This is a genomic window from Halorubrum sp. Ib24, from assembly GCF_002252745.1.
Taxonomy (GTDB): domain Archaea; phylum Halobacteriota; class Halobacteria; order Halobacteriales; family Haloferacaceae; genus Halorubrum.
In genome coordinates this window covers 1-25,894 of sequence record NZ_NHOX01000008.1, presented here as the reverse complement: position 1 = coordinate 25,894, position 25,894 = coordinate 1, and the positions used below count along the sequence as shown (strand labels likewise).

The following is a 25,894-nucleotide window of genomic DNA, read 5'->3' as shown; positions in this document are numbered from 1 at the left end:
GTCAGTTGGCCTCCGTGCGGAACTGGAACAGCTCCTCGTCGCCGTTCACCGTGAGGTACACGCGGTGGTCCGTTCCGGGGTCAAGACCGTCGCTCGTCTCGCCCAGCCGGTTGGTGTCGATCGTGAGCCGCAGGACGTCCCCGCGGCTCCACGCCGCGCCCGTTCCGGCGGAGGCGAGCTCGCCCTCCGTCGCGCTCGGCGGGACGTAGGCGCCGTCGAAGACGACGTCGACGCCGGAGCCGTCCGGGTTGAGGCGCTGTGTCCCGGTGTTCTTTATCAGCAGCGTCACGTTCTCGTTCCCGCTCTCGTTGTACACCCCGGCGCTCGCGTCGGAGATGACGGTCACGTCGGTCCGGAGCTGCTCGGTCGCGTCGATCCCGGCGTCCTCGACGGCCGCGCTCACCCGGTCGACGCCGGTCGTGATCGTGCCCACGACGCCCGCGGCGATCACGAGGCTCGCGATGAACAGGATGAGGTGAGAGACCGGTACGCTGGCCATCTACGCGCTCACCTCCGCCGCGTCGCGGACGCCGGACTCGACGACGAGGACGACGCGAGTGGGGTCGCTCCCGGTCGTGATCGCGGTGTCGACGGTCGTCGTGTCGACCGTCACCGTCAGCGTCTCGCCGCCGAGCCAGAGCTCGGTGTCGCCGTCGCCGTCGACGGTCGTGGTCGCGTTCGGTCCGCCCACGTCGACGTACTCGTTGCCGACGACCAGCGTCGCGTCGCTCGCGACCAGCCCGACCGAGCCGTCGTTGGTGGCGTTGACGACCAGTTCGTCCGCGCCGTCGTCGTACGTCGCGTTCGTCACGGCGAACTCGGTGTTCTGCCGCTCCAGCGAGCGCTCTTGGATCCCCTGTTGCGCGTCGGTGACGCGGTCGAAGCCGTTGGCCGCGACGGGGTAGAACGCGGTGAACGCGAAGAACAGCCCCGCGACGATGATGGCCGTCGACGCGGAGACGCTAACGCCCATCTCCCCACCCTCCGTCGGCCGGGTCGGCGCGGTCGGAACGCGGGTTCGGGTCGTTCATCGGACGCGGGGAGCCGCCGTTCCGCTCGCGTCCGTCGGGTCGCTCGCCGCCGCGGTCCGTCCGCCCCTCTGCGCGTCCCGACCGCTCGTCCCGCCGTTCAGCGTCGCCGTGGCCGTTCGCGCGTCGCCCCTCGGAGCCGTCGTGCCGGCGCCCCTCGGAGCCGTCTCGACGCCGGCCGCCGCGTTCCTCGCGTCGGTCCCGCCCGTGGTCTCGCCCGCCGACCCGCGGCGCGCCGCCGCCGACCAGCGAGCCCCCGGCGAGGTCGTCCCACCGGTCGAGCAGCAGCAGGTGTCCGCTCGTCCCGTTGAGCTGCGTCACGTACCGGAGGCTACGAGTGTGGTGCTCCCGGACCAGTCGATCGGTCCCCGGTCGGTCGACGAGGTTGCGGTCGATCGTGCCGAAGCCGGAGAGGAAGTCGCGGAGCCGCGCGGCGGCCTCCGGGCCGACCCACTCGATGCGCTCGTAGTAGTTGATCGCGCGCACCGCGTCGGTGACGTCGCTTTCCGAGACGAGGAACTCCAGCCACTCCATCACGAGGAGGTCGCCGACGTAGTCGCCGGGGAGCTCCGTGAGGTACGGCTTCCCGCGGCTCCCGGAGAGGTCGTCCTCACCGACGTACTCGAAGCCGCCGCCGTTCGCCTCGGCCGGATCGCCGCCGGGCTGTCGGCCGCGCGTGTGGTCGGCCGCCGGCTCCGGTTCGGGGTCCGGCTCCGGTTCGGGGTCCGGCTCGTGGCCGTTCGTCGCGGGGTCTGCGTCGGTCGCCGGCTCCCCGTCGAACGAGTCGTCCCCGTCGTCGAACGGGTCCGTCTCGTCACCGAGGTCGTCGTCGAAGGGATCCGTCTCGTCGCCGAGGTCGTCGTCGAACGAGGCGTCCCCGTCGTCGAACGGGTCCTCGTCCGCGGGGGCGGCCGCGTCGCCGTCTCCCCCCTCTTCGTCGGCCCAGTCGGCCTCCCCGGCGTCGTACTCCTCTTTCAGTTCGCTGAAGCTCTTTCCGTCGTCGTTCATGTCGTCTCCCTCGTCCGCCGCCGCGGTCTCGGACGAGGCGTCGGCGGAGTCGCCGTCGTCCGTGTGGTCGTCGTCCGGTTCCCCGTCCAGCTCGCCGAACTCGTCGCCGCCGTCGTCGAAGTCGTCGTCGAGCATCTCGTCGTCGAAGAACCCGTCGGCGTCCGCGTTCGCGACGTCCTCGTCGAGGTCGTCCCCCGCGTCGTCCTCCTCCTCGTCGTCGAAGAGGCCGAACGACCCCTCGCCGCCGCCGCTGACGCTGTCGAAGCCGCTGGAGTCGTCGACGAAGGGGTTGATCCCGCGGGTGACCATCTCGTAGATGTCGAGCAGGTTCCTGACGTCCTCCTCGATATCGTCGACCGCGGCCGAGATCTCCTCGTTCTCCGACCGGACCGTGGACACCGTCGAGGAGAGCGACGCGACCTCGTTCTCGAGGTCGTCGAGCCGCTTCTCCAGCTCGTCCGTGTCGGCGCCGGCACCGCCGCCGCCACCGCCGCCGTCGTCGAAGCCGTCGTCCCACTCGTCCATCCCGTCGAAGTCGTCGAAGTCGTCGCCCATGCCGCCCCACCGCCGCTACCGCCGCCACAGCGCCGCCGCGACATCCCTCCCGCCGCCGAAGGACATCGTCGTCAAGCCGCCATGATCCGGAGTCGTCCGTCGGAGCCGCCGTCGTCGAGAAAACGGTCGAAGGACGCCTCGCACCGCGACGAGCCCCAGCTGGCGACTATCCAGGTGGCCGTTGGAGCCCCACACCGTATTCGAGGCCCTTAACCGAGTACGACCCCAGAACACACTTAATTCACCCCTCAAAATATCAACAGTGAGAAAACACCAACACTCCGGGACGGCGAACGCGTGTCAGCGTCCGCGCGGGCCCGTTGCGTCGACCCCGGCTCAACGGGTGCCCGAGGGCCCGGATCAGAGCGGCGCTCGAACCCGTCCGGCCGCCCGGACGACGAGCCCGGCCGCCGCGACGAACCTGGACCGTGCCGGCCCACGCCGTCGCCGACGTCGCTGGCGAACGTACCGGAACGTCGCGGACCGGCGAGCACCGCTCCGGCCCGCTCGACGTTCGGGACCGACGGCGTCCGTGAGTCGAGCATCTCGGGGCCGCCGCGACGCGCGCCTCCATCGGACGCGGCACCGCGCGTGGTCGACCGAGGGTCGACGAGCGCGTCGACGCCCGTCGGACGTACTTCCTCGACCGGGCGGCGCCGTACGCGTCTCGTCGCCCGTCGGCACATCGGCGTGGAGGAGGCGCGAACGCTCGCCCGCTCGTCGGAGATGGCGAGCGCGAACGGCAGGAGCCGAGTCCGCTTTCGTCGTCAGCGTCTCCCCCCCCCGCGTCGCGACGGCCAGCCGCCCACAGCCGACGCTTGATCCGGCGCTCCGGTCGCACCGCGTCGCCGACGTCTCCAGGCGCTTTGCCGTCGCCGCGCTTCGGGAGCCGTCGCGTCCCTCGCGGTCCTCGCGACCCGCGACCGCGGGACGACGAGGGGGGCCTCACGTCTCTGAGAGGCGGTCGAGAAGGGCACGCGGCCAGTTCCGCGATCTCGGGAGCGCGTACACGTCGCAGCGCGCCTGCACGAAACCTCCCGTCTGGATCGCGGCGTCGAATCACGAACCCGTAGTACCGTCCGGCGCCTGAAGCTTGGGACCGAGCGGGCTGATCGTCGCCGAGCCGATGTCGTGACGAACTCCGGCGCGAGGGCTCGATCGAGGTGCGAGCACGTTCGCAGCCAGCGTCGATGAACCCGCTCGTCATCACGTTGCCGAGCTCGCAGAGCGCGTTCTCCGGCCATCCCGCGAGGGGCCTCGTTCCGCTCGGTCGGGAGCATCGACCGTCCGCGATCGCCCCCGCGGGCCGACTCCTCCTCGAAGAGTTATCGGCGAGGTAACGCCGCTCGGCTCCCCCTGCAAACTTCGAAGACCGGTGCCGCGTGGGGCCTCGACGCAGACCTCCGCGGGCACGGGCTCGCGAGCGGGACGACCGGAGGGGCCTTCACGTCGACGGTCGTGTCGAGGCCGGGTCCATCATCGCGATTTGTTGTCGCGGCGTTCGCCGAGCGCGCTTCGCCGCGACGCGAACGTCGACAGCGACATCGTACGGACCAGCGGTGCTCCCGCCCTCGCCGGCGCTCGCCCCGGTCCGCCGTCTCCCGTCGCCTCGGCCCCCGCCGTCGCCGCCGGCGCCGTCTTCCCGACGATGAGGTCGCGGAAGGGACCGGAGTCGGGCAGCATGTAGATCGAGAAGTCGAGGTCCGTCGTCGTCGCGTCCAGCCGGCTCTCGAAGAGGAACACGCCGTCGCCGGCCAGCGCCCCGTCCGGGAGGACGGCCGCGCCGTCGGCCTCGAAGTAGCGCGGCGGTGTCATGTCGATCGCCTTCCCGAGGTAGTTCGCCCAGCCGTCGAGGAAGCCGCCGAGCGCGATGTTGCCGACCTCGGTCACCGCGCTGCGCTCCATCGACGCGCCGCCGGGGAGCAGCGAGAGCAGGGCGTCGACGTTGGCGGCGTCGAACGCCAGCACCGCCTCGCCGTCCAGCCCGCCGCGGAGTCCGACGCTCACGCCGATCGACTCGCGACCCGCGAACGCCTCGGCGAGGTCCTCGCCGCTGGCGACGCTGGCGCCCGTGACCTCGACCGCGAGGTCGGTCCCCGTGAGGTCGGCGAGCGCGCCGGCGGCCTGCTCGGCCCCGCGTTCCGCCAGGCGGTTACACGCGCCGAGCGCACGCACGTCGACCCGCATTATACCGCCGATCCGATGGCGTCGAGCACGTTCGGCTTCTGGAACGGCTTCGTGATGTACCCCTCCGCGCCGGCCTTGATGGCGGCCTTCATCTTCTCCTCTTGACCGACGCTGGTGCACATGATCACCGTCGCTTGCGGGTTCTCCTCTAAGATCTCCGTCGTCGCCTCGATCCCGTCGCGGATCGGCATCACGATGTCCATCATCACGAGGTCCGGGCCGTGTTCCTCGTACATGTTGACCGCCTCGACGCCGTTTTCGGCCTCGCCGACGATCTCGAACTCCCCTTCGAGGATCTCCCGAAGGAGGTTCCGCATGAACTCCGAATCGTCTGCGATAAGCACGCGCGTTGCCATTGTTGTCTGAAGGCGGGTACAGCGATCACTTAACGGCTCCCCCGCGGTTCTCAGCGCTGAGAACGGACGGCGATAACGGTGCTCGTCGAGGAGCTTGGATTCACACCCAGTGACCGAGGAGGTGGACGGCACCGACGAGGGCAGTGCCGATGAGCGTTTCTCGCGTGCCGATCCCGAACGGGAGGAACGTCGTCGGCTCGTCCTCGCCGTCCTGACCGCCGGAGTCACCGGTCGGGTCCGACGTGTTTCCGCCGGTGTCCGTGGAGTCAGTGTCGGTACCTGTGGAGTTTGTGTCGATGGCCGTAGAGTTCTCGTCGTCATCACCGCTGCTCGAGGAGTTCTCGGAGTCGTTCGTGTCGGCGCCGCCATCATCGTCGTCGATCGTCGTCCTCGCCGGATCCTCCGCGACGACTAGCGTCCCGTTTCTCTGATCTCCGTCGAGCGTGGCGGTGAACGGATATTCGCCGGGGTCGAGACGGACGGTCGCGGACGGGAAGCTAACGGTGCGCGACTCGTTCGACGACAGCGTCAGTTCGCGAGCGGTCGTCAGGTTCCCGTCGGCGACGTCGAGCGCGAGCGTTCCCTCTCCCTCCAGTCCGCCGGCGTTTCGGACGTCGATCCCGAGTGCGGAGAGGTTTCCGCCCTCCGCGACGGTGGCGTTCTGCGGCACGCTGTCGATCGCAAGCCGATCCGGGTCGTCGGTGTCGTCGACAACGATCACCGTGCGGCTGTCGCGGAGCGTCGTCCCGTCGTACAGCTCGTAGTTCAGCCGAGTCCCCGGATCGGCACCCCCGAGGTCGGCGCTGATGGAGAAGTTCCCCTCGGAGAGTTCCACCTGCGACTCCGACCGGAACGGCTCGTCGCGCTTGTCGTCGACGAAGGTTGCGGACATTTCGACCGGGGGAAGTATCGTCGTAGTCCCGGTCACCGCCCCGCCAGAGTCCTCGACGAGGAGCTCGCCGTCGTCGGTGACGTGATCGTATTCGAAGTACCTCTCCTGGACCGAGAACGACGCCTCCGCACTCACGGTCCCGTCGGAAGTCTCCCAATACGGGAACTGTTCCGGGGCGGGTAACCTCTGTTTGAATGGTGCTGGCGGTTCCCCACTGTCGTCATCGAACGCGTACCGGTATCCTTCGGCGCCCTCCAAGGCGAACTCGACGGCGAACTCGTCACCGGGCTCCGGATCCTCGGTGAACGGACCGTCGTCGCTCGTGTCCACGACGAGGTAGAACCGGCCGGGCGTCGAATCGCCGGTCTCCAGCTCCTCCGCGTCGGCGAGGAGGAGCGTGACGTCCTCGGGGTCGGCATCGGGGAGGTCGAGTTCCGACCGGGGTTCGTTCATCCTCGGATTCGTCTGTCGCACCTCGAGCGAAACGCCGTCTTCGGTCCTGAGAATTTTCGTCAGAACGGAGTGGTTGACCGCTTGGCCGGCCTGAAGCGGGCCCTCGTTCTGTTCGGTGGCAAAGTGTGACATCGCCCCCCAGATGCCGGTCGCTTCGAAGCCGAGGACGACGCGGTCGCCCTTCGTCACCGCGGTTCGCTCGACCCCGTTCTGTTCGAGGGCGCTGAGCGACTCGCCGCCACCACCGCCTTCGAGGTCCTCCGGATCCGCGGTGGTGAACACCTCGATTTTGTCGTGGAACGTCGGCTTCGTCAACAAGAGGTCGGACGAGGCGGCCGCGCCGACCGGCGTCACGACGCCCGGCCCCTCTACGACGAAGGTGCCGTTGGTGATCGCGAGCCGATATCGCTGCGGGACGAGCGGTCGGGCGAGCCCGCCGGCACCGGTCGCGCCGGACAGTTCAGAGAGGCTATCGGCGACCTCCTTCCCGTTCTCGTTTACGAACTCGAGGTCACAGTCGGTCTCGCGGCAACTGGCGGCGGTCCCTTGGTCGGTTCCGAGCAGTCGAGTGTTGATCGTCCCGTCGAAATCGCCGCCGAGCTTCACGACGTCGGTGTACCCGACAGGATTCCCCGTATCGGTGAGTCGGTTTCCACCGATCAACAGGTATGCGCTCCCGTTGGAGTTGCTGGCAGTGTATCTGATATCAACGGGGTCGCCGGCGATCGCGGTGTACGTCGGACGCGAAAACGAGCCGCTAAGCTCACGTCGGTCCGCCGGACCGGCCGATTCAGACGGCTGTGCGGTGACGGCGTTGGTCGCCGAAGAATCGGCCACCGACGCGGAGCCTACCACCGAAACGCCTGCCGCCGGACCGGCGACAACGCCGGCAGACGTGACGACGAGAACGAGGAGCGCGACCACGACTGCACGAGCCGTCGGAAGCCGCCGAAGGCGAGACCGAAGGCATCCACCTCCGCTATCGGCGTCGGTATCCGGCGCGGCGGCTCTCGGGCCACCGTCGCGGTCAGCGCTGTCGTCTTGTCTACGTGTCATCGTGGCGGAGAGCGTCCCGTCGACCTCGTGCGGGTCGCGGAACGTCGGCTGTCACCAGTCGCTCGGGTGTTCACCGACTAAAACGTACGCACCTGATTATCAGTTCTGTGAACCGAAAGGACAGAATGGCGACACCGACGTCACAGATCAACTGACGGCGTCGGGGCGCGTCGTTCGAGCGGTCCCCGAAGAATTAAGCCCGACCGGCGTACGCTTTCGATCAGGATGCCATCATGTCCCCGCTGTGAGGCGTCGGTAGCCGAAGAGGCCCGCTTCTGCGTGCAGTGCGGCGCCCCCCAGACGGAGGACGCGGCAGAGGAGCTCGACGAGTACGTCCAGCGACAGGCGGAGCAGGTCGCGGGCGGCGGCGAAGAGTCGAACGGATCAGATAGCTTCGCCGACATGGCCGAGCTCAATGACCGCGAGCAGCTCTGGCGGCGCGGCTGTTACGTCGTCGGGTACGGGACCGTCGTCGTCGCGCTCACCCTCGTTCCAGCGGTCGGCGCCTTTCCGCTGATCCTCGCAGGGATCGCGATCCTCCCGCCGATCCGGCGGCTCACCGCCGAGCCGCTCGGGAGCCCGTTAAAACGCGAGGTGATGGCGGGGTTGTACGCGATATTCGCGGTTATCGGCGCCGCGCTGCTGTTCCTGCTATAGGACTTCCCGTTCTCGGACTCAATCGATCCGGAAGCCGCCCGCGTCCTCGGCGGCGCGCACCAGGTCGCCGATGCTGTCGCTCGCCGAGAGGCCCTGACTCGCCGCGAACCGCTTGATCATCACCGGCGGGAGGTCGACGGTCGTCTCCGAGGCCGCGAGTAGCAGCCCGATCGCCTCCGGCGTCGGCGAGCTCGGCCCGGCGTTCGACGCGAACCACGAGATCAGCGTGTCGAACGTCGCCGTCACGTCGTTCGACACCATGCGCTGGCGGGTGGTGTCGCCTTCCGCGTGGAGCGTCGCGTCGATGCCGTAGTCGAAGCCGTCGCCGTCGAAGGAGGTCGCCAGCCACCGGCTCACCGACTGTCGGTCGACCGTTTCGCCGCCGCTCGACGGCCGGCGTTCCGCCGCGCCCGCTCCGGCGCGTTCCCGGCGGTCGGCCTCGCCTCGTCCGCCGCCTCGACCGCGGTCGTCGGGTTGCCCCCGGCCTTCGGCGAGGGGCTGTCCCTGTCCGCCAACGGGAGGCTGCCCGCCCGACTGCCGGCGGTCGCGGTCCTCGACCCCGGGCCCGGAAGCGCTCGCGCGGGGGTCGTCGCCGGCGGGGCGGCGCTCGTCTGGGCTCGCGGGCTGTGCGGGCGTGAAGCCGCCCGCATCGCCGGTCGGGGTCGACTCCTCGGGCGGCGGGCGGCGCTCGCTCCGGGAGCGACGCACGTTGGGGCGGCCGTTCGTCCCGACGACGTAGCGGCCCTCACCGATCTCGACGACGTTCTCGTCGTCGGTGAAGTCGAGCTCGTCGGGATCGGCGGGCGTCGCGTCTGGGTCGGCCGCGGGCGCGTCATGGTCACTCATGAGTCGTGGTAGCGCGCGCCGTAAAATAGGTGTTGCGGCGGGTTCCCGCCGCGGAGCGGGTCTCCGCGGTGAGAGCGGTTGTGTGTCTGTGCGTCCGCGCTTAGAGGCGGACCGCTTCGCCCTGCTCGCTGAACAGGTCGGGGGCGGTCAGTTCGATCTGCGTCGTCGCGCCGGCGGGCGAGACGAGGTCGAGCGTCGCGTCGTCGCTCTCACCGAACGCCTCCTCGTCGGCAAACGCGCCGGACGAGGGGTTCAGCAAGATCGTGTACTGATTCTGGTCGTCCAGAACGGGATCCGAACGGAAGGCTCCGTCGGAGCCGACGGCGAACTCACCGGGGTTGAGGTTCTCGACGGATGCTATGTCGAGGGCCGAGGCAATAGTGACCGGGTTCTGGCTGGCAGTGGCAACCGAGGTGGTGCCGTCACTAGCGATTAGTTTAGCCTCCAACGAGTCTCCCTGTTCCAAGTTAAGAGAGCTGACATCGATATCCAACTCATCCTCAGGTCCGACATTCGACTCTACGAGTTTCTGCTCATCAGAGTCACCGCTGTTTTTCGTTAGAACAACGGAACCGTTGGTGGTGAATCCAGGAGTATTACTGTCGGTACCGACACTCACCAAGACGCTTGTTTGATCAGCACGAATAGGATCTTGAAGATTGATTGTGTCGTCAGAAGTGGCATCTGTAACCGTACGCTCAGCAAGGGTCACATCAACAGTTGACGAACTACTAATCGAGGTTGAAGTGCTGCTGTTGTACAGTTGAGCTTCGATAGTATCACTATCGGAGAGAGAGAGACTTGAGACGTCAATAGTATTTATTTCTCCTTGGTCAATGTTACTGATGTCGACGGTCGTCGCACTACCAGCTTGGTTGTTAATCCGAACCTGGTCAATTTGAGAGTCAGTAATTGTACTCACACCGACCTGTAAGGTCTCTTGATCGGACGGGATCGGGTCTTGAAGAGTGATCGAATTGTCACCGGCAGGGACAGGCACGTCGAAAGCCCGGTCAGTGAACACGAGGTTCTCCTGTCCACCAGGCCCGACAGCCTGAATCGTCGTGTCGGTCAGGTCGATGTCGTCGGCACCCGGAGCGCCGGTCGTTGTCACGCGAATCTCGCTCAGCGTCGAGGTGTCACCGCTGACGATGCCAACAGAACTCGTCACTTCGATCCGCTCGGAGACGAGGTCCGTACTCTCTTCGCCGGTCGATTCCGCCTGCGACTGGAGGAATCCAGCCGTGTTGATCAGGACGCCCGCGGCGATGGCGGCGACCAGCACCATCGCGATGAACACGATGAGCGTGCCGATACCGACCTGACCGCGGTCGTCGTTAGTAATGAATTCGAACATTGTTACAGCCTCACCGAATCGCCGTCATCGCCGACCAGCGTGGTCGGGACGCGGATTTCGGTCGTCGTCGATGCGCCGGAAGCAGTCGTGAACGTCACCGTCAGGGAGTCGCCCTCGGTGAGCGCGTAGCCGTTCGCGTCCTCGAACGTATCAGTCGCCTCGAGGTTGACGACAACCTCGGCGCGGTCACTGTTGTCCGTCAGGACGGGGCTATCCCCAGATTTGGTGAAGATGTCGTTGGTCGCCGGCGGGTCCTCGTCGAGCTGGAACGTCTCCTGCCCGGAGGTCCCGACCAGTTCGACCGTTACCTCGTCGAGGTCGATGTTGTCGGCGCCAGGTGCCGACGCGACGACGAACTCGAGCGAGCCGATGCCGCGCTCGCTCGTGCCGGCGACGTTGTCGGCGATGTCACCGGACTGGCTCACGACCTGGAGCCGCTCGCTCACCTGCGCTGTACTCTCTTCGCCCGTCGCCTCCGCCTGCGTCTGGAGGAAGCCGGCCGTGTTGATCAGGACGCCGGCGGCGATCGCCGCCACCAGCACCATCGCGATGAACACGATGAGGGTCCCGATCCCCACTTGACCGCGCTCTTCCTCGTCCAGTATGGTTTCGAACATTGTGTGTTGCGTCGGCCCCCGGCCTGCCCGGCGGGCGTTATCGCTACGAAGTGGTATTTCACTAATAAAGACTCCGTGCAGATTATCCGAACTGATAAAAGACTGCAGTCATGCGATTATCGCGTTAATTACGAGACAATAATTTCTATAATTATTAACGATATCTCGTTTCGGTTATCGGATTAGATACTCGGGCCGTCGCTGTGCGTCCGCGCGGACGACGGGTGATCCGCCGTCGATACAGACGGGGTCGACTCGATGTCGAGGCTGGTCGACGAGTCACGTCCCTGGAAAGAGCGGACGAACAGGCGGACGAACGAGTGGAATCGCTTCCCACGCCCCGCGTTTCGATGCCTCGCGGGCCGCTACCGGTCTTGGATCCGCGCGAGCTCGGACTCGGGGATCACGAGCTCCCGCGTCCCGGGTTCGTAGACGGCGAGGCTCCCGGCGACGAGCGCCATCGACGCCGCCAGCAGGCCGGTATTAATAAGCAGCAGCGCCGCCGCGTCCGCGAACGACGTCCGGAAGCCGGCGACGGGCGTCGCGACGGCCGCGACGACGACCAGTCCGAAGCCGACGGCCAAGTACGCCATCGCGGTGCGGCCCGACGACCGGTACGCGGCGACGGCGAACGCCGCCAGCGTCGCGCTCGCGCCCGCCAACACGGTGGTCGTCACGAGATACAACCCCTCGATGAGCTCCATACCCGCCCTCCTCGGAGTCGACACATAAACCCACGGTGGCGGCTATCACCGGCGATAACACGGCATTTCGCGGTGACAGACTCGCAGAGCCCGGTACGGCTCCCGACGCGGCCCCGTCCCGGAATCTACGCCGCCTGCAACCACCGGTATCCTTTTAAGACGCAAAAATCAACAGCGATAACGTGAATGGTGGGGGACGACCTGATCACAGTGCTCGGTAACAAGTACAACACGGACATCCTGACCGCGACCGGAGACGCGATGTCCGCGCAGGACCTGAGCGACGAGCTCGACGTCCCGATCGCGACGTGTTACCGCCGGATCAACGAGCTCGAGGAGGCCGACCTCCTCGAGCTCCACGACCGACCGCTCTCGGACGAGCACCGGCGCGTGAAGGTGTACCGCCGGAAAGTCGACGGCGTCGAGGTCGACTTCACGGACGGGCTCACTGTCGAGGTCGAAGATCGGTCCGCGGTGAAAAACCGGCTGGACGACGTGTGGCGCGACCTCTCGTCGAGTCAGTAGCGTCCCGAGACCTCCCGCACCGCCTCCCCCTTCCGCGCCGCCGAGACGCGCGGTCTCCCCTCTCGGTCCGCGTCAGAACGACGGCTCGTCGGACCGCCCCATCATCGAGAACCCGCCGGCCCGCTCGTGGACGGTGATCCCGCCGTCGCCGATCTCCATCGGGAAGATGTCGGTGTCGATGTCCTGCTTCCGCATCTTCGCCACCCAGACGTACCGGTTGACGCCCGAGTCAGTCGGCGTCTGGATGAAGTAGATGTTCCCGTCCGTGAGGAAGTTCTCCAGCCCGACCTCCGTGTCCGGGAACACGGCGCCCTGCTCGTTGATGAGCAGCGAGGTCAGCCCGTTCGCCTTCAGGATGTCGGAGAACTTCAACAGATACGTCCGCTTCTCCTGTTCGGCGTCGAAGAAGAGCTGGAACATCGACAGCGAGTCGAGCACGAGCCGGTCGAAGTCGGCGTCCTCGATCGTGTCGAGGAGTCGGTCGACCGCCGTCGAGAAGTCGGTCTCGCGCAGCATCTCCCGCTTGTCTAAGATCACGATGTCGCCGTCGTCGACGGCGTCGCCGAACCCGTCGAGACCGATCGACTCCGCGGCGCCGCGGATGTCCGCTTCGTCCTCCTCGAACGAGACGTACACGCCGCGCTCGTCGTGTTCCGTGACGCCGTGGTAGAGGTACTGGATTCCGAAAATGCTCTTGCCGGTCCCGGGGTTCCCGGAGACGAGCACCGTCGACCGCTTCGTGATGCCGCCGGTGAGGATCGAGTCGAGCCCCTCGACCCCGGTGGAGACGAGTTCTGACATTCGTCCCACCATTGGCGACGGGAGTATATAAAAGACGATCCGACGCGGCCGATCGGTCGAACCGACGCCGACAGCTTTATTTCTCGACACGCCGCCCGTTTGTATATGCCCGGTGAAGCGTCTCCCGTCGACCCCGGCGGTGATCGGCGGTGAGCGACCCTTCGGTCCTCGTCGTCGAGGACGAACCCGACATCGCCGCGCTGTACGCCGGCTTCCTCGAGGCGGAGTACGACGTCGACCTCGCCGAGACCGCCGCGGAGGCGATCGACCGGGTCGACGCGAGCGTCGACGTGGTGCTCCTCGACCGTCGACTCCCCGACGGGAGCGGCGACGACGTGCTCGAACACATCCGCGAGGCCGGCCACGACTGCCGAGTCGCGATGGTCACCGCGGTCGAGCCCGACTTCGACATCATCGACATGGGGTTCGATCTGTACCTCACCAAGCCCGTCAGCCGCTCGAAGCTGTTGACGGCGATCGAGACCCTTCTCACCCGCAGCGAGTACGACGACCTCGTTCAGGAGGCGGCGGCGCTGGCGAGCAAGCGCGCGGTCCTCAGCTCGCAGAAGCCCGCCGCCCAGCGCGAGGGCAACGAGGCGTACGCCGATCTCGTCGATCGGCTGGAGAACCTCGACACCGACATCGACGACCTCGGCGAGACGCTCTCCTCCGACGACTACCGCGCGATGTTCCGAGACCTCGGCGAGGCCTGACCCGACGTCGCTCGCGCCCCCGCTGTTCTCTCTGCCCGCTCGCTCCGGCGCTCTCGTTCCTCTCTGCCCGCTCGCTTCCGCGCTTCCGACGATACCCCTCCCATCGCGAGTTCCGGCCGTGGTGTCCGGACCCCGACCGGATATCGATGACGGCGTCCGGATCCCGACCGAAGTTTGAACGGATCCCGGACCGACTCTGCACCAAAGTTGTCCGGTAGTTGAAAAATCTATATCCCCGTCATCGCCCTCGTCCGGAACATGACGGACCGAGACACGCGGCGACGGTTCCTGACGACGAGCGGTGGACTGGTAACGCTGGGGCTCGCCGGTTGCCTCGGCGACGGCGGAAGCGACGGCGCCGACGCGGACGGCGACGACGGGATGGACGGGAACGAAACGGACGACGGCATGAACGAGGGCGATGAGATGGACGGTGGCGACGAAATGGACGATGGCGATGAGATGGACGGCGACGACGAGATGACGGAATCCGCCACGGTCCGCGTCCGGATCGAGAACGTCGCGTCCGCGGAGTTCTATCCCGCGGACACGTCGACCGACGGCGCCGTCTGGGTCACGCCGGGGGCGTACGCCGTCCACGAGGGCGGGAATCCGATATACGAGCTCGGCGAGCCGGCGTCCGTCGGACTCGAAGCGCTGGCCGAGGCCGGGCCGCCGACGGGGTTCGAGGGAGAAGACGGGCTCGTCGACGAGCTCGGCGCGTCGACGGACGTCCACGACTCGGGGCCGTACACCCCCGCGGACACGGTCGCGGACCCGAACGATCCGACGGGGGAGGTCCCGGGGGCCCCGCCGATCGCGCCCGGCGGCGCCTTCGAGTTCGAGGCGACGGTCGCGCCCGGCCAGCGGCTCTCCTTCGCCTCGATGTTCGTCCCGTCGAACGACGTCTTCGTCTCGACGGGCGAGGACGGCGCCGCGCTCTGGCCCGAGGAGGGCGACCCGGTCGACGGCGACGTCACCGACGCCGTGTCCCTGTTCGACGCTGGGACGGAGCCGAACGCGGAGCCACCCGGCACCGGTCCCGACCAAGCGCCCGCGCAGGACGCGCCAGATCAGGGCGACGACGAGGGCGGGACTGTACGGCGGCTGAGCGACGTCGACGACGGCCACGAGTACCCGGCCGCCGAGGACGTGGTTCAAGTGACTGTAACCCCGACGTAAACTATGATCGACGTTACCGAACGGCGAGACGCGTTGCTCGCGACGGCGGCGGGGACCGCCGGGGTCGCCGGTTCGTACCTCGTCACGGGCTGGTCGCCCGCGTTCGTCGTCCGCCCCGTCGATCAGGCCATCGTCAACCTGACGCCCGGGCCGATCGTGACCTTCATGATCGAGAACGTCGGCGACGCGGGCCACCTGGTCCACATCGCCATGGCGTTCGCCGCCGTGATCGGGCTGTTCGCCGCGGTCGCGTTCGCCGGCCTGCAACTCTCGGCGCGCACAGAGAGTTCGCCGGTCGGCGCCGCGGCGACCGGTCTGGCGTCGTGGCTGCTCGCCGCCGGTCTGACCGGCGGTCCGACCCAGGCGCTGGGCGTTGCGCTCCCCGCGGCGGTCGCCGTCGCGATCGGCGGTCTCCCGCCCGACGCGTCCGAACCGTCGTCTCCCGACCCGGCCTCCGGCGACGGGTCCTCGGTCGCGGTCGACTCGACGAAAGCCGTCGACGCGGTGCGTCGCCGGACGCTCGGCGTCGTGGCGGCGACGTTCGGGTTCGTCGTCACGGCTGTCATCGGTCGGCGGTTGCCGGACGCGGACGGTGACGACACGCTCGCCGACGCCCCGCGGTCGGAGGGCGCGACCGAGCGGCTCCGCGAGGTCGGCGCGGCCTCGCTGGCGGTCGAGAGCGACGGTCTCCTCGGCATGGTGAGTCCCATCGGCGAGTTCTACAACGTCGACATCGCGGAGTTCGACCCGGAGGTCACCGCGGCGGAGTGGTCGCTGACGTTCACCGGCGAGACCGGCGGCGAGCGGACGGTCGCCTTCGACGAGCTGACCGACCGACCCGTCGAGCACCGCGCGGTGACGCTCCGGTGCGTCGGCGAGGACCTGAACGGCCGCAAACTGGACAACGCCGTCTGGACGGGGACCCCGATCCGTCCCCTGCTCGAGTCCGTCGACCCGCAGGGCGACTGCAACTGCGCGATGCTGCGCGGCGAGGACGGCTACTACGTCCAGTTCCCGGTCGACGTGCTCGCCGACGGCTTCCTCGCGTGGGGGATGAACGGGAAGGAGCTCCCGCCCGGCCACGGCCACCCGGTCCGGGTGCTGATCCCGGGCCACTGGGGGGAGACGAACGTGAAGTGGCTCTCGGAGATCGAGCTGTTGAACGTGGAGGAGGACGGCTACTGGGAGGAACGCGGTTGGGAGGGGACCGGCGAGGTGAAGACGGTCGCCAAGCTCTGGGACGAGGGGATCACGGAGCTCGACGACGGCCGGATCGAGCTGGCCGGCCACGCCTACGCCGGGACCCGCGGGATCGAGCGCGTCGAGGTCTCGACCGACGGGGGCGACTCGTGGACCGACGCCGCCCTCTCCGACCCGCTCCCCGACGCCGACGTCTGGCGGCAGTGGCGCCACGTCTTCGACCCCGACGGGACGAGCGAGGTCGTCGTCCGCGCGGTCGACGGCGAGGGGAACCGCCAGATCCGAGAGCCGTCGGACCCGTCGCCGACCGGCGCCTCGGGCTGGGTCCGCCGGACGGTCGGGTGACCGCCCGCCGCAGTCCGTCGATCGCCTCGCCGGGCACCCGCCCGCGTCGCAACGACTTTCACACCCCACCCGACACAACAGTACGCCAAATGGAGAAGGCCCTGTGGTACCTGTTCGTCGCGAGCCGCGGTGGCGCCAACAGGGTCCGGATCGTCCGGGAACTCCGCGCCCGCCCCCGGAACGCGAACGAACTCGCGGAGGAACTGGACGTCGACTACAACACGATCACCCACCACCTAGAGATGTTAGAAGACCACGACGTCGTCGAGCCGAGCGACCACGACTACGGGAAGCTCTACTTCCTGACCGACCGCTTCGAGCGTCACACGGACGCGTTCGAGGAGATCACGTCTGAGGTGGACGCCGAATGAATCCCGCGACGCCGACCGGGATCGCCGTCCTACTCGCGGGCGTCAACAGCGCGCTGCTGGCGGTGCTGGCCGCGGTCTGGCTCCGCAACTACCGGGAGTTCGGCTCCACGCTACTCCTGGGGTTGCTCGGGTTCAGCGCCGTTCTGCTGGTCGAGAACCTGGTCTCCGTCGCCTTCTTTTTCAGCAGCATGCGGACGCTGTACGCGATGGACCCGCTCGTGGGGCGAGTCGTGCTCGCGATGAGCGTGCTCGAACTGCTCGCGGTGTCGCTGCTGACGTACGTGACGCTGAAGTGACCGGGCTCCGTCGCGGTCGGGCCGCGAGCCGCGACCCCCTCACGAGAGCTGGTCGCCGACCAGCCCGTCCGCCTCTGCGAGGAACGCGTCGCGCTCGTCGATCGGGATCGTCGCGCCCGCGGCGACGTCGTGACCCCCGCCATCGCCGCCGACGGCCCGACTCGCCTCCCGCATCACCGCGGAGAGGTCGAGCCCCCGCCGCACGAGGTCGTGGGAGCCACGCGAGGACACCTTCAGCTCCTCGGCGCTCTCCTCCGCGAACGCGATCACGGGCTTCGAGCGGTCGACCGCCGGCGAGCCGATCGCCATCCCGGCGACGATCCCGACGATCGTCTCGCGGATCCGCGAGCCGGCGTCGAACCACTGGAGGTGCTCCGCCTCGGTGACGCCCTCCGTCTTCACCCACTGGAGCCCCTCGGAGAGGTTCCGGCGGTGGGTCCGGAGGAGCCGCCGGGCCTCGGCGAGGGCGTCGCCGCGGTCGCCGAGACACACCGCGAGACCGACGTCGGCGCGCTCGTACCGGGCGGTCGCGTTGAGCAGTGTCGAGAACTCGCTGACGTCCCGCAGCTCCGTGCCGGGCTCCTCGTCGACGAGCGTGTAGGAGGTGCCGACGAGCGCCTCGATCCGGTCGGCGGGGACGCCGGAGGCGACGGCGCGGCGCATCAGCGCCGAGGCGAGGGTCCGCCGCTCCTCGCCGTCGAGGTCGACCCAGCGGCGCCACTCGCCGTCGCGTCTCACCGTGACGTCGAGGTCGGTGCAGGAAGGAGATCGCCCCGCCTCCGTCGTTCGATGACCCGGGACCTTCACGGTCCGAAGGCGTACTCCAGCAGCTGCGGCAGCGGTCGGTCTTCCTCCCGTACAGGTCCAGGTCGGTGCGCGTCTCGATGACGCCGGCGTCGACGCCGTCGGCGACGATCGCCTCGTTGGCGCCGGCGAGCCCGCCGTCGGAGTCCTGCATGTCCCCGACCGCGCCGACGACCGCGAGCGCGGCGAGGTCGCGGTTGTCGCCGTCGGGACCCTCCAGCGCTCGCGCGAGCACGTAGCTTGCGCCCGCGCCCGACAGCTCGCTCGCGCCGTCGATCCCCTCTAAGAGGGGGTTGAGGTGGAACTCCGTGTCGCGGTCGGCCGGCTGGTGGTGGTCGGCGATCACGGGGACGAAGTCGCCGCGGGCCTCGTGGTCGGCGATCGCGTCGAGCTGCCCGGAGCCGAAGTCGGTGAACAGCACCACGTCGAACTCGCGGGCGGCGATGCCGGCGATGGACTCGGCGTCCAGCTGCTTCTCGAAGACGACCTCGTGGTCGATCCCGGCGCGCGCGAGCGCCGACGAGGCGACCCCGGCGCTCGTCAGCCCGTCGGCGTCGATGTGCGACGCGAGCAGCACCCGGTCGGCGGCGCGGAGGCGGTCGGCGCAGGCGCTCGCGCGCTGGGCGAGGTCCGGCACGGGTGAGTCGGCGACTGCCATTACCCCTCGTTGGCTCGCGATCGGGGATAAACTCACGCTTCGGTGCGGAGCGCGGTCGAACCGCGCGACGCCCCGAACTCCGGCGGCGGCGGAGACCGAGGCATCACTTGCCGTAACTGACGGTTATAGACCTCTGTAGATATATGCACTACACACATGACGCGTGGGTTCAACACCCGGAGTCTCCACGCCGGCGCCACGGCCGACCCGGCGACCGGGTCGCGAGCGACCCCGATACACCAGACGACCTCGTTCGTCTTCGACGACGCGGACACGGCGGCGGAGCTGTACGCGCTCCGGGCGGAGGGCCACATCTACTCCCGGCTCTCCAACCCGACCGTGAGCGTCCTCGAGGACCGGATCGCCGACCTCTCCGGCGGAACGGACGCGGTCGCCACCGCCTCGGGAATGGCCGCCTTCGACGCGATAACGACCGTGCTCGCGAGCGCGGGCGACAACGTCGTCGCCAGCTCCGAGATGTACGGCGGCACGGCCGCGTACCTCACCAGCATCGCGGACCGCCGCGGGGTCGAGGCCCGGCTCGTCGACACGCTCGACTACGAGGCGTACGAGGCCGTGATCGACGAGGACACCGCGTTCGTCCACGTGGAGACGCTCGCGAACCCCTCGCTCGTCACCCCCGACTTCGAGCGGCTCGCCGAGATCGCCCACGACAACGCGGTCCCGCTCGTCGTCGACAACACGTTCGCGACGCCGTACTGCTGTCGGCCGTTCGAACACGGCGCCGACATCACCTGGGAGTCGACGACGAAGTGGATCACCGGCAACGGCACCACCGTCGGCGGCGTCCTCGTCGACGGCGGCTCCTTCCCGTGGGACCACCCCGACGCCGACTACGACGAACTGGACGGGCAGTCGCCGGCCTACCCGGTCGACTTCGTCGAGCAGTTCGGCGACGCCGCCTTCGGCAACGTCGCCCGCCAGCGCGGGGTGCGCCCGACCGGCGGCCAGCAGTCCCCGTTCGACGCGTGGCAGACGATCCAGGGGCTCAACACGCTCCCGCTCCGGATGGAGCGCCACTGCGAGAACGCCCGGACCGTCGCCGAGTTCCTCCGCGACGACGACCGGGTCGACTGGGTGACTTACCCCGGCTTCGAGGATCACCCGAGCCACGACAACGCCGCCGAGTACCTCGACGGCTTCGGCGGGATGGTCACTTTCGGCGTCGACGGCGGCTTCGAGGCCGCCAAGGCGCTGTGCGAGTCGGTCGAGCTGACGAGCTTCCTCGCGAACGTCGGCGACGCGAAGACGCTCGTCATCCACCCCGCCTCCACCACGCACGCGCAGATGGACGAGACTCAACAGCGGCTCGCCGGCGTCTTCCCCGACATGCTCCGCCTCTCCGTCGGGATCGAGGACCCCGACGACGTGACCGCCGACCTCGACCGCGGGCTGGCGGCGGGCGAGCGAGCGACCGGGGGGCAGTGAGATGAGCGCGACGCCATCGGAGGACGGGACCGTCTCGCTCGGCGAGTTCGTCTTCGAGTGCGGTCAGTCGGTCCCCGACCTGGAGGTCGCCTACGAGACGCACGGGGAGTTCGACGGCGACAACGTCGTGTTGGTCTGTCACGCGCTCACCGGCAGTCAGAACGTCGCGCGCTCCCCGTCCCCCGAGCGGGACGCCGGTCAGGCGGGACAGGCCCGCGCGTGGTGGGACGACATCGTCGGGCCCGGGAAGGCGATCGACACGACGGAGTACTTCGTCGTCTGCGCGAACGTCCCCGGCTCCTGTTACGGCACGACCGGCCCGGCGAGCGCGCGCCCCGCCGACCTCGATCTCCCCGACGAGCCCGACCACGACCGGTGGGGGACCGCGTTCCCGCCGGTGCAGGTCGAGGACTGGGCGCGCGCCCAGCGCCGCCTGCTCGACCAGCTCGGGGTGGGGCGGCTGCGCGCCGTCGTCGGCGGCAGCGTCGGCGGGATGAACGTCTTGGAGTGGGCCAAGCGCTACCCGGACGACGTCGACCGGATCGTCCCCATCGCGACCGCCGGGCGGCTCGACGCCCAGTGCCTCGCGCTCGACGCGGTCGCTCGGCGCGCGATCCGCGCGGACTCCGACTGGAACGGCGGCGACTACTACGGCGAGGGCGGCGGCTCGCCCGACGAGGGGCTCGCGCTGGCCCGCCAGATCGGTCACATCATGTACCTCTCGAAGTCCTCGATGGAGCGGAAGTTCGGTCGCCGCTCCGCGGGCCGCGACTCGCTGACCCGCGAGGAGGGCGACCTCGGGCTGCCGCCGGAGCCGACGGCGGCCTTCTTCCCCTACCGGGAGGTGGAGTCGTACCTCGACTACCAGGCCGAGGGGTTCAGCGACCGCTTCGACGCCAACAGCTACCTCTACCTCACGCGCGCCATGGACGAGTACGACCTCGCCGCCGGCCACGGGACCGACGCCGACGCGCTCGCGGCGTTCGAGGGCGAGGCGCTGCTGATGAGCTTCACCGCCGACTGGCACTTCACCGTCGAGCAGTCCGCGTCGCTCGCGACCGCCTTCCGCGACCGCGACGTCCCCGTCGCCCACCACGTGATCGACTCCGACCACGGCCACGACGCGTTCCTCGTCGAGCCCGAGCACGTCGGCCCGCCGCTCAGCGACTTCCTCGCGGAGGGGGTCGAGGGCCGAGCCGTCTCCGACGACGGCGGCGAGGGAGACGAGTCCGCGCGCCCCGAGTCCGACCACGCGCCGGTGCACGCGAGCCTGTTTCAGGGGTAGCGGACGCTTTTAAATACCACCGTGCGGTTGGCGCGCGCCTCCGAGTGGCCGGTAGGCCACGAGGAGCGCGTGCGAGGGAGTCCGCGGCCGCCGCCGGCGGCCGCGGCAAGGCTGGGGAGGTGCGAGGTGCCGTGCGCAGCGGGGCAGGGCGGGACTCGAAGGGACAGTCGCCGGCGGCTCCGCCGCAGGCTGGGGCTTTGGCGGTGTTCACCGTCACTCCGCCACCAGCAACCACTTATAACCGAGCGGCTGGGGCTTTGGCGGTGTTCACCGTCGTTCCATCAGCGACTGCTTGTGAGCGAGCGGCCCGATCTCTGGTGGCGTTCACCGCTGATCCGCGATCGGATATTTATAGGCGAGCGGCCGAGCCCCGGCGCGGGCCTCTCACGCCGCCAATCCATCACCATCAATCATGGTAATGTTCATAGTTCTCGACGCCATGGTGTGTAAGGTATGCCCGGTGGACACGCGCAGACGCTCCGACCGTTCCTGTGGCGCGCCGAACGACTGTACCCAGACACCGAGATCGTCTCTCGGACGCACGAGGGGCGGACGCGGCACACGTACGCGGAGTACGCCGACCGAACCGCACGGCTCGCGAACGCGCTCGACGAGCACGGGATCGAGCGCGGCGACAGGGTCGCGACGTTCTGCTGGAACCACACGCGCCACTTCGAGACGTACTTCGGCGTCCCGAACACCGGCGCGCAGCTCCACACGATCAACCCCCTGCTCCCCGACGAACACATCCGGTACATCGTCGACGACGCCGACGACGAGATCGTCTTCGTCGACCCGTCGCTCGCCGAGAAGCTCGCCGGCGCGGCCGAGGACGCCGCGGAGTTCGCCGACGTCGACTTCGTCGCGATGGGGTCGGAGGGGATCGACGCGCTCGACGCGCCCGCCTACGAGGAGTTCATCGCGGACCGGTCGACGGAGTACGACTGGCCCGTCCTCGACGGCGACCAGCCCGCCGGCCTCTGTTACACCTCGGGGACGACGGGGAAGCCGAAGGGCGTCGAGTACACCCAGTCGATGCTGTGGAGCCACACGATGGCCTCGCAGACGCCGCAGGGGATCCCGATGGAGGACTCCGACGTCGTGATGCCGGTCGTCCCCATGTTCCACGTCAACGCGTGGGGGATGCCGTTCACCGCGACCGCGGCGGGCGCGAAGCACGTCTACCCCGGCCCGTCGCCGTCGCCGGCCGACCTCGCGGCGCTGATCGAGGAGGAGGGCGTGACGATCTCCGCGGGGGTCCCGACCGTCTGGCTCGGCCTCCGGGAGTACATCGCCGAGGGCAACGACGTCGACCTCTCGACGCTCGACACCGTGATCGTCGGCGGCGCGGCCGCCCCCCGGGCGCTGATCGAGTGGTACGACGACCGGGGCGTCGAGGTGCTCCACGCGTGGGGGATGACCGAGCTGTCCCCGATCGGCACCGTCTCTCACCTCACGGACGACCTGCGCGACGCCGACTACGAGACGCAGGTCGACAAGCGGTCGAAGCAGGGGCTCGTCGTCCCCGGGCTGGAGTTCGAGGTGATCGACGAGGACGGCGAGGAGATCCCGTGGGACGGCGAGGCGTTCGGCGAGCTCCGGATCCGCGGGCCGTGGGTCACCAAGGAGTACTTCGCCCGGCCCGAGGCCAGCGAGGAGGAGTTCGTCGACGGCTGGCTGAAGACCGGCGACGTGGTCACCGTCGACGAGGACGGCTACCTCAAGCTCGTCGACCGCACGAAGGACGTAATCAAGTCGGGCGGCGAGTGGATCTCCAGCGTCGAGCTGGAGAACGCGATCATGGCGTACGACGGCGTGAGCGAGGCGACCGTGATCGGCGTCCCGCACGAGCGCTGGCAGGAGCGCCCGGTCGCGTTCGTCGTCCCGGTCGACGACGTCGACCGCGGGGCCCTGGTCGACGAGATCGAGTCCGGGCTCCGCGAGGAGTACCCGAAGTGGTGGGTCCCGGACGCGGTGGAGTTCATCGACGAGGTCCCGAAGACCGCCACCGGGAAGTTCTCCAAGAAGGACCTGCGCGAGCAGTACGCCGACCAGTCGCTCGTCGAGGGGTCGGTGCCGGAAGAGGACGCGCCGGAGCAGGAGTAGCCGCGGACGCGGCGCCGTTCTCGACTGTTACTCGCCGCGGTCGCCGACGATCCACTTGTGCGAGTAGCTCTCGCCGCAGGTGCAGTGGGCGTACGCGTGGACCACGTCGCCATCGGCGTAGAGGCCGCCGACCTCCTCGTTCTGCGCCTCCGCGAACGCGAAGACGAACCGCACGTCGTGGTCGTCGTCGGGGGTCTCCTCGGCGACGGGACACTCCCCGCCGTCGAGCGACCGACCGATCGTCCCCTCCGCGCCCATCGCCGTCTTCGCGAACTCCATCGCGCCCATCCCAGTGCCGGCCTCGAACGCCGACCGGCCGGTCTCGCCGTCGAGGATCAGCCGCACGCCGCCGTCCGTCCCGGTGCCGACGTTCCGGAGCCGGGAGTCGTCGTCGAGGTACGCGTCGCTGAGGTAGAAGACGACGTCGTCGAGCCGCTCGCCGGCGAGGAACTCGTCGAGTTTGCTCATGCCGGCCGGACGCGCGTGAACGGTAAAAGGAGTGCGAGTCGCGACCGAACGGACCGATGACAGATCGTGTGGAATCGGGGTAACTGTTAAGACGCCCCACTGAGATCCGTCTTCTGATGAGCGCGCAAACACCATCAGGAGACCGGCTCGCCGAGTGGGCCGAGCTGGTCGACGAAGACGTACCCGAGGAGCACCGAGAGGAGCGCTCCGTCGAGCGATAACTTTCACCCCGCTTCGCGAAGGCTTTAGGCCGACGGCGGCGAAGCGTCGCCGATGGCGACCGAGGCCGCCGGCATCGACAGACCCCTGCTCGTCGACGACTTCCTTCAAGAGCGCCGCTACCAGCTCCAGCTGGCGGCGTCCGCGGCCGACGAACACACCCTCGTCTGCCTCCCGACCGGCCTCGGCAAGACCACGGTCAGCCTGCTCGTCACCGCCGAGCGGCTCCACGAGGCCGGCGGGAAGGCCCTCTTCTTAGCCCCCACCAAACCCCTCGTCCAGCAGCACGCCGACTTCTACCGCGAGGCGCTCTCGATCCCGGACGACGAGATCGTCGTCTTCACCGGGGACGTGAAGCCGGACGACCGCGCCGCGCTCTGGGCGGACGCCCGAATCGTGATCGCGACCCCGCAGGTCGTCGAGAACGACCTCGTCGGCAACCGGATCTCGCTGCGCGACGTGACCCATCTGACCTTCGACGAGTGCCACCGCGCGACCGGAGACTACGCGTACGTCTACATCGCGGAGCGGTACCACGCCGACGCGGCCGACCCGCTGGTCACCGGGATGTCGGCCTCGCCCGGCGGCGACACCGAGGAGATCGAGACGGTCTGCGAGAACCTCGGGCTCTCGAACGTGGAGGTGATGACCGAGGACGACGCCGACGTCGACGAGTACACCCACGACACCGACGTCCAGTGGGAGCAGGTGACGCTCCCGGACGAGGTCCTCGAGATCCGGGACGCCCTCAACGAGGTGATCACCGACCGGCTGGAGAAGCTGAAGTCGCTCGGGGTGACGAACACGACGAACCCCGACCTCTCGCAGAAGGACCTCAACGCGATGCGCGGGAAGCTAAAGAAGATGATGGACAACGACCAGTCGGACGGGTACAAGGGGATGAGTACCCACGCCGAGGTGATGAAGCTCCGGCGCGCGACCGAGCTGGTCGAGACGCAGTCGGTCGAGTCCGTCCGACGCTACTTCGAGCGTCAGCGCGAGGCCGCCCGCTCGTCGGGTGCCTCGAAGGCGAGCCAGCGGATGGTCGCGGACCCCAAGGTGCGGGAGGCGATGCGGAAGACGGAGTCGTTCGACGGGCTCCACCCGAAGTTCTCGAAGGCGCGGATCCTGCTCGCGGAGACGCTCGGCATCAACGAGGGCGAGCGCGCGATCCTGTTCACGGAGTCCCGCGACACCGCGGAGGCGCTCGTGGAGTTCCTCTCCGCGAGCTTCGACGTGCGGAAGTTCGTCGGCCAGGGCGACAAGGAGGGCTCCGACGGGATGAGCCAGAAACAGCAGCAGGAGACGCTCGACGAGTTCAAGGCCGGCGCGTTCGAGGTGCTCGTCTCCACGTCGGTCGCCGAGGAGGGGCTCGACGTCCCCGAGGTCGACCTGGTCTGCTTCTACGAGCCCGTCCCGACCGCGATCCGCTCGATCCAGCGCAAGGGGCGGACGGGGAGACAGGCCGAGGGGAAGGTGGTCGTCCTGATGGCCGAGGACACCCGCGACGAGGCGTTCTTCTGGATCTCCCGGCGGCGCGAGAAGAAGATGGCCAGCCAGCTCGCCGAGCTGAAGGAGGCCACCGACGACATCGAGGAGACCGTCGGCGACGACGGACAAGCGGGCCTCGACGCGTTCGCCGGGGGGTCCGACGGCGCCGATGACGCCGGTGCCGACGCGGGCGTCGCGGGTGACGAAGGCACCGCGACCGAGGGTGACACGGCCGACGGCGACGCGACCGAGGGTGACACGGCCG

At 68.7% G+C, this 25,894-nt stretch carries 21 protein-coding genes and 3 pseudogenes; 11 read left to right on the top strand and 13 right to left on the bottom strand.

All coding sequences use genetic code 11. The annotated features are described in order from the left end of the window. Position 1: 1 nt before the first annotated feature. The 6 genes and pseudogenes from DJ82_RS01455 to DJ82_RS01430 all read right to left on the bottom strand — a co-directional run bounded on the left by DJ82_RS01455 (position 2) and on the right by DJ82_RS01430 (position 7,535). Positions 2-499, bottom strand: a complete 498-nt coding sequence (locus DJ82_RS01455) for a flagellar protein G (protein ID WP_094523811.1) — start codon at positions 497-499, stop codon at positions 2-4. Further along, a complete protein-coding gene (locus DJ82_RS01450; RefSeq protein WP_094523812.1) occupies positions 500-973 on the bottom strand; it encodes a flagellin in 474 nt (157 codons plus the stop codon). Beyond that, positions 963-2,791 (bottom strand): annotated as a pseudogene (locus DJ82_RS01445) (FlaD/FlaE family flagellar protein). Before DJ82_RS01445 ends, DJ82_RS01450 begins: the two are co-directional and overlap by 11 nt. 1,276 nt (positions 2,792-4,067) lie before the next feature. Then, entirely contained in the window at positions 4,068-4,778 is a 711-nt protein-coding gene (locus tag DJ82_RS15130; RefSeq protein WP_241881367.1) for a chemotaxis protein CheC, read from the bottom strand. Beyond that, positions 4,778-5,134, bottom strand: coding sequence for a chemotaxis protein CheY (gene cheY / locus DJ82_RS01435; protein ID WP_094525237.1), 357 nt, complete (start codon positions 5,132-5,134; stop codon positions 4,778-4,780). Before cheY ends, DJ82_RS15130 begins: the two co-directional genes overlap by 1 nt. A 100-nt stretch (positions 5,135-5,234) precedes the next feature. Further along, positions 5,235-7,535: a BGTF surface domain-containing protein gene (locus DJ82_RS01430; RefSeq protein ID WP_198947996.1), complete on the bottom strand. Its 2,301-nt coding sequence runs from the start codon at positions 7,533-7,535 to the stop codon at positions 5,235-5,237. Between the two features lie 225 nt (positions 7,536-7,760). Between DJ82_RS01430 and DJ82_RS01425 the strand changes: the two genes are divergently transcribed. Then, positions 7,761-8,192 (top strand): zinc ribbon domain-containing protein, encoded by a 432-nt coding sequence (locus DJ82_RS01425; RefSeq protein WP_094580886.1) that lies wholly within the window; start codon positions 7,761-7,763, stop codon positions 8,190-8,192. Between the two features lie 18 nt (positions 8,193-8,210). On the opposite strand, the gene DJ82_RS01420 is transcribed toward DJ82_RS01425, so the two are convergent. From DJ82_RS01420 to DJ82_RS01405, 4 genes and pseudogenes are all read right to left on the bottom strand, one after another. Beyond that, the gene (locus DJ82_RS01420) at positions 8,211-9,038 is read right to left on the bottom strand and encodes a hypothetical protein (protein ID WP_094580885.1); all 828 of its coding nucleotides are present in this window, start codon (positions 9,036-9,038) and stop codon (positions 8,211-8,213) included. 832 nt (positions 9,039-9,870) lie between these two features. After that, positions 9,871-10,395, bottom strand: a pseudogene (locus tag DJ82_RS15630) (archaellin/type IV pilin N-terminal domain-containing protein); the annotation flags it as partial. A 2-nt stretch (positions 10,396-10,397) separates the two neighbouring features. After that, positions 10,398-11,012 carry an archaellin/type IV pilin N-terminal domain-containing protein gene (locus tag DJ82_RS01410; RefSeq protein ID WP_094580884.1) on the bottom strand — a complete coding sequence of 205 codons (615 nt, stop codon included), beginning with the start codon at positions 11,010-11,012 and terminating at the stop codon, positions 10,398-10,400. Positions 11,013-11,377: 365 nt separating this feature from the next. Beyond that, entirely contained in the window at positions 11,378-11,716 is a 339-nt protein-coding gene (locus tag DJ82_RS01405) for a hypothetical protein (protein ID WP_094524746.1), read from the bottom strand. A 186-nt stretch (positions 11,717-11,902) separates the two neighbouring features. Between DJ82_RS01405 and DJ82_RS01400 the strand changes: the two genes are divergently transcribed. After that, on the top strand, positions 11,903-12,241 hold the full coding sequence (locus tag DJ82_RS01400) for a helix-turn-helix domain-containing protein (RefSeq protein WP_094524747.1): 339 nt from the start codon (positions 11,903-11,905) through the stop codon (positions 12,239-12,241). A gap of 72 nt (positions 12,242-12,313) precedes the next feature. On the opposite strand, the gene DJ82_RS01395 is transcribed toward DJ82_RS01400, so the two are convergent. Then, a complete protein-coding gene (locus DJ82_RS01395; RefSeq protein WP_094524748.1) occupies positions 12,314-13,042 on the bottom strand; it encodes an ATPase domain-containing protein in 729 nt (242 codons plus the stop codon). Between the two features lie 149 nt (positions 13,043-13,191). Here DJ82_RS01395 and DJ82_RS01390 point away from each other — a divergent pair, with 149 nt between their 5' ends. The 5 genes from DJ82_RS01390 to DJ82_RS01370 all read left to right on the top strand — a co-directional run bounded on the left by DJ82_RS01390 (position 13,192) and on the right by DJ82_RS01370 (position 17,149). Further along, entirely contained in the window at positions 13,192-13,755 is a 564-nt protein-coding gene (locus DJ82_RS01390) for a HalX domain-containing protein (RefSeq protein WP_094524749.1), read from the top strand. Between the two features lie 258 nt (positions 13,756-14,013). After that, entirely contained in the window at positions 14,014-14,937 is a 924-nt protein-coding gene (locus DJ82_RS01385) for a spondin domain-containing protein (RefSeq protein WP_094580883.1), read from the top strand. A 3-nt stretch (positions 14,938-14,940) separates the two neighbouring features. Then, a complete protein-coding gene (locus DJ82_RS01380) occupies positions 14,941-16,482 on the top strand; it encodes a molybdopterin-dependent oxidoreductase (RefSeq protein WP_094524751.1) in 1,542 nt (513 codons plus the stop codon). Between the two features lie 89 nt (positions 16,483-16,571). Beyond that, on the top strand, positions 16,572-16,853 hold the full coding sequence (locus tag DJ82_RS01375) for a winged helix-turn-helix domain-containing protein (RefSeq protein ID WP_094524752.1): 282 nt from the start codon (positions 16,572-16,574) through the stop codon (positions 16,851-16,853). Then, on the top strand, positions 16,850-17,149 hold the full coding sequence (locus DJ82_RS01370) for a hypothetical protein (protein ID WP_094524753.1): 300 nt from the start codon (positions 16,850-16,852) through the stop codon (positions 17,147-17,149). The genes DJ82_RS01375 and DJ82_RS01370 overlap by 4 nt, the downstream gene beginning before the upstream one ends. A gap of 39 nt (positions 17,150-17,188) precedes the next feature. Here DJ82_RS01370 and DJ82_RS01365 read toward each other — a convergent pair. Continuing rightward, positions 17,189-18,611: pseudogene (locus DJ82_RS01365) on the bottom strand (DHHA1 domain-containing protein). 156 nt (positions 18,612-18,767) lie between these two features. Between DJ82_RS01365 and DJ82_RS01360 the strand changes: the two are divergent. From DJ82_RS01360 to DJ82_RS01350, 3 genes are all read left to right on the top strand, one after another. After that, positions 18,768-20,060: an O-acetylhomoserine aminocarboxypropyltransferase/cysteine synthase family protein gene (locus tag DJ82_RS01360; protein WP_094580882.1), complete on the top strand. Its 1,293-nt coding sequence runs from the start codon at positions 18,768-18,770 to the stop codon at positions 20,058-20,060. Position 20,061: 1 nt separating this feature from the next. Then, complete coding sequence (gene metX / locus DJ82_RS01355) at positions 20,062-21,345, top strand: homoserine O-acetyltransferase (protein ID WP_094580881.1); 1,284 nt, start codon at positions 20,062-20,064, stop codon at positions 21,343-21,345. 453 nt (positions 21,346-21,798) lie between these two features. Next, positions 21,799-23,451, top strand: a complete 1,653-nt coding sequence (locus DJ82_RS01350; protein ID WP_094580880.1) for a long-chain fatty acid--CoA ligase — start codon at positions 21,799-21,801, stop codon at positions 23,449-23,451. Between the two features lie 27 nt (positions 23,452-23,478). Here the strand turns inward: DJ82_RS01350 and DJ82_RS01345 are convergent, their stop codons facing one another. Continuing rightward, complete coding sequence (locus tag DJ82_RS01345) at positions 23,479-23,919, bottom strand: DUF5807 family protein (RefSeq protein WP_094524758.1); 441 nt, start codon at positions 23,917-23,919, stop codon at positions 23,479-23,481. A gap of 273 nt (positions 23,920-24,192) precedes the next feature. On the opposite strand from DJ82_RS01345, the gene DJ82_RS01340 reads away from it, so the two are divergent. Further along, a partial coding sequence (locus tag DJ82_RS01340) for a DEAD/DEAH box helicase (RefSeq protein ID WP_241881363.1) occupies positions 24,193-25,894 on the top strand: 1,702 nt, incomplete at its 3' end.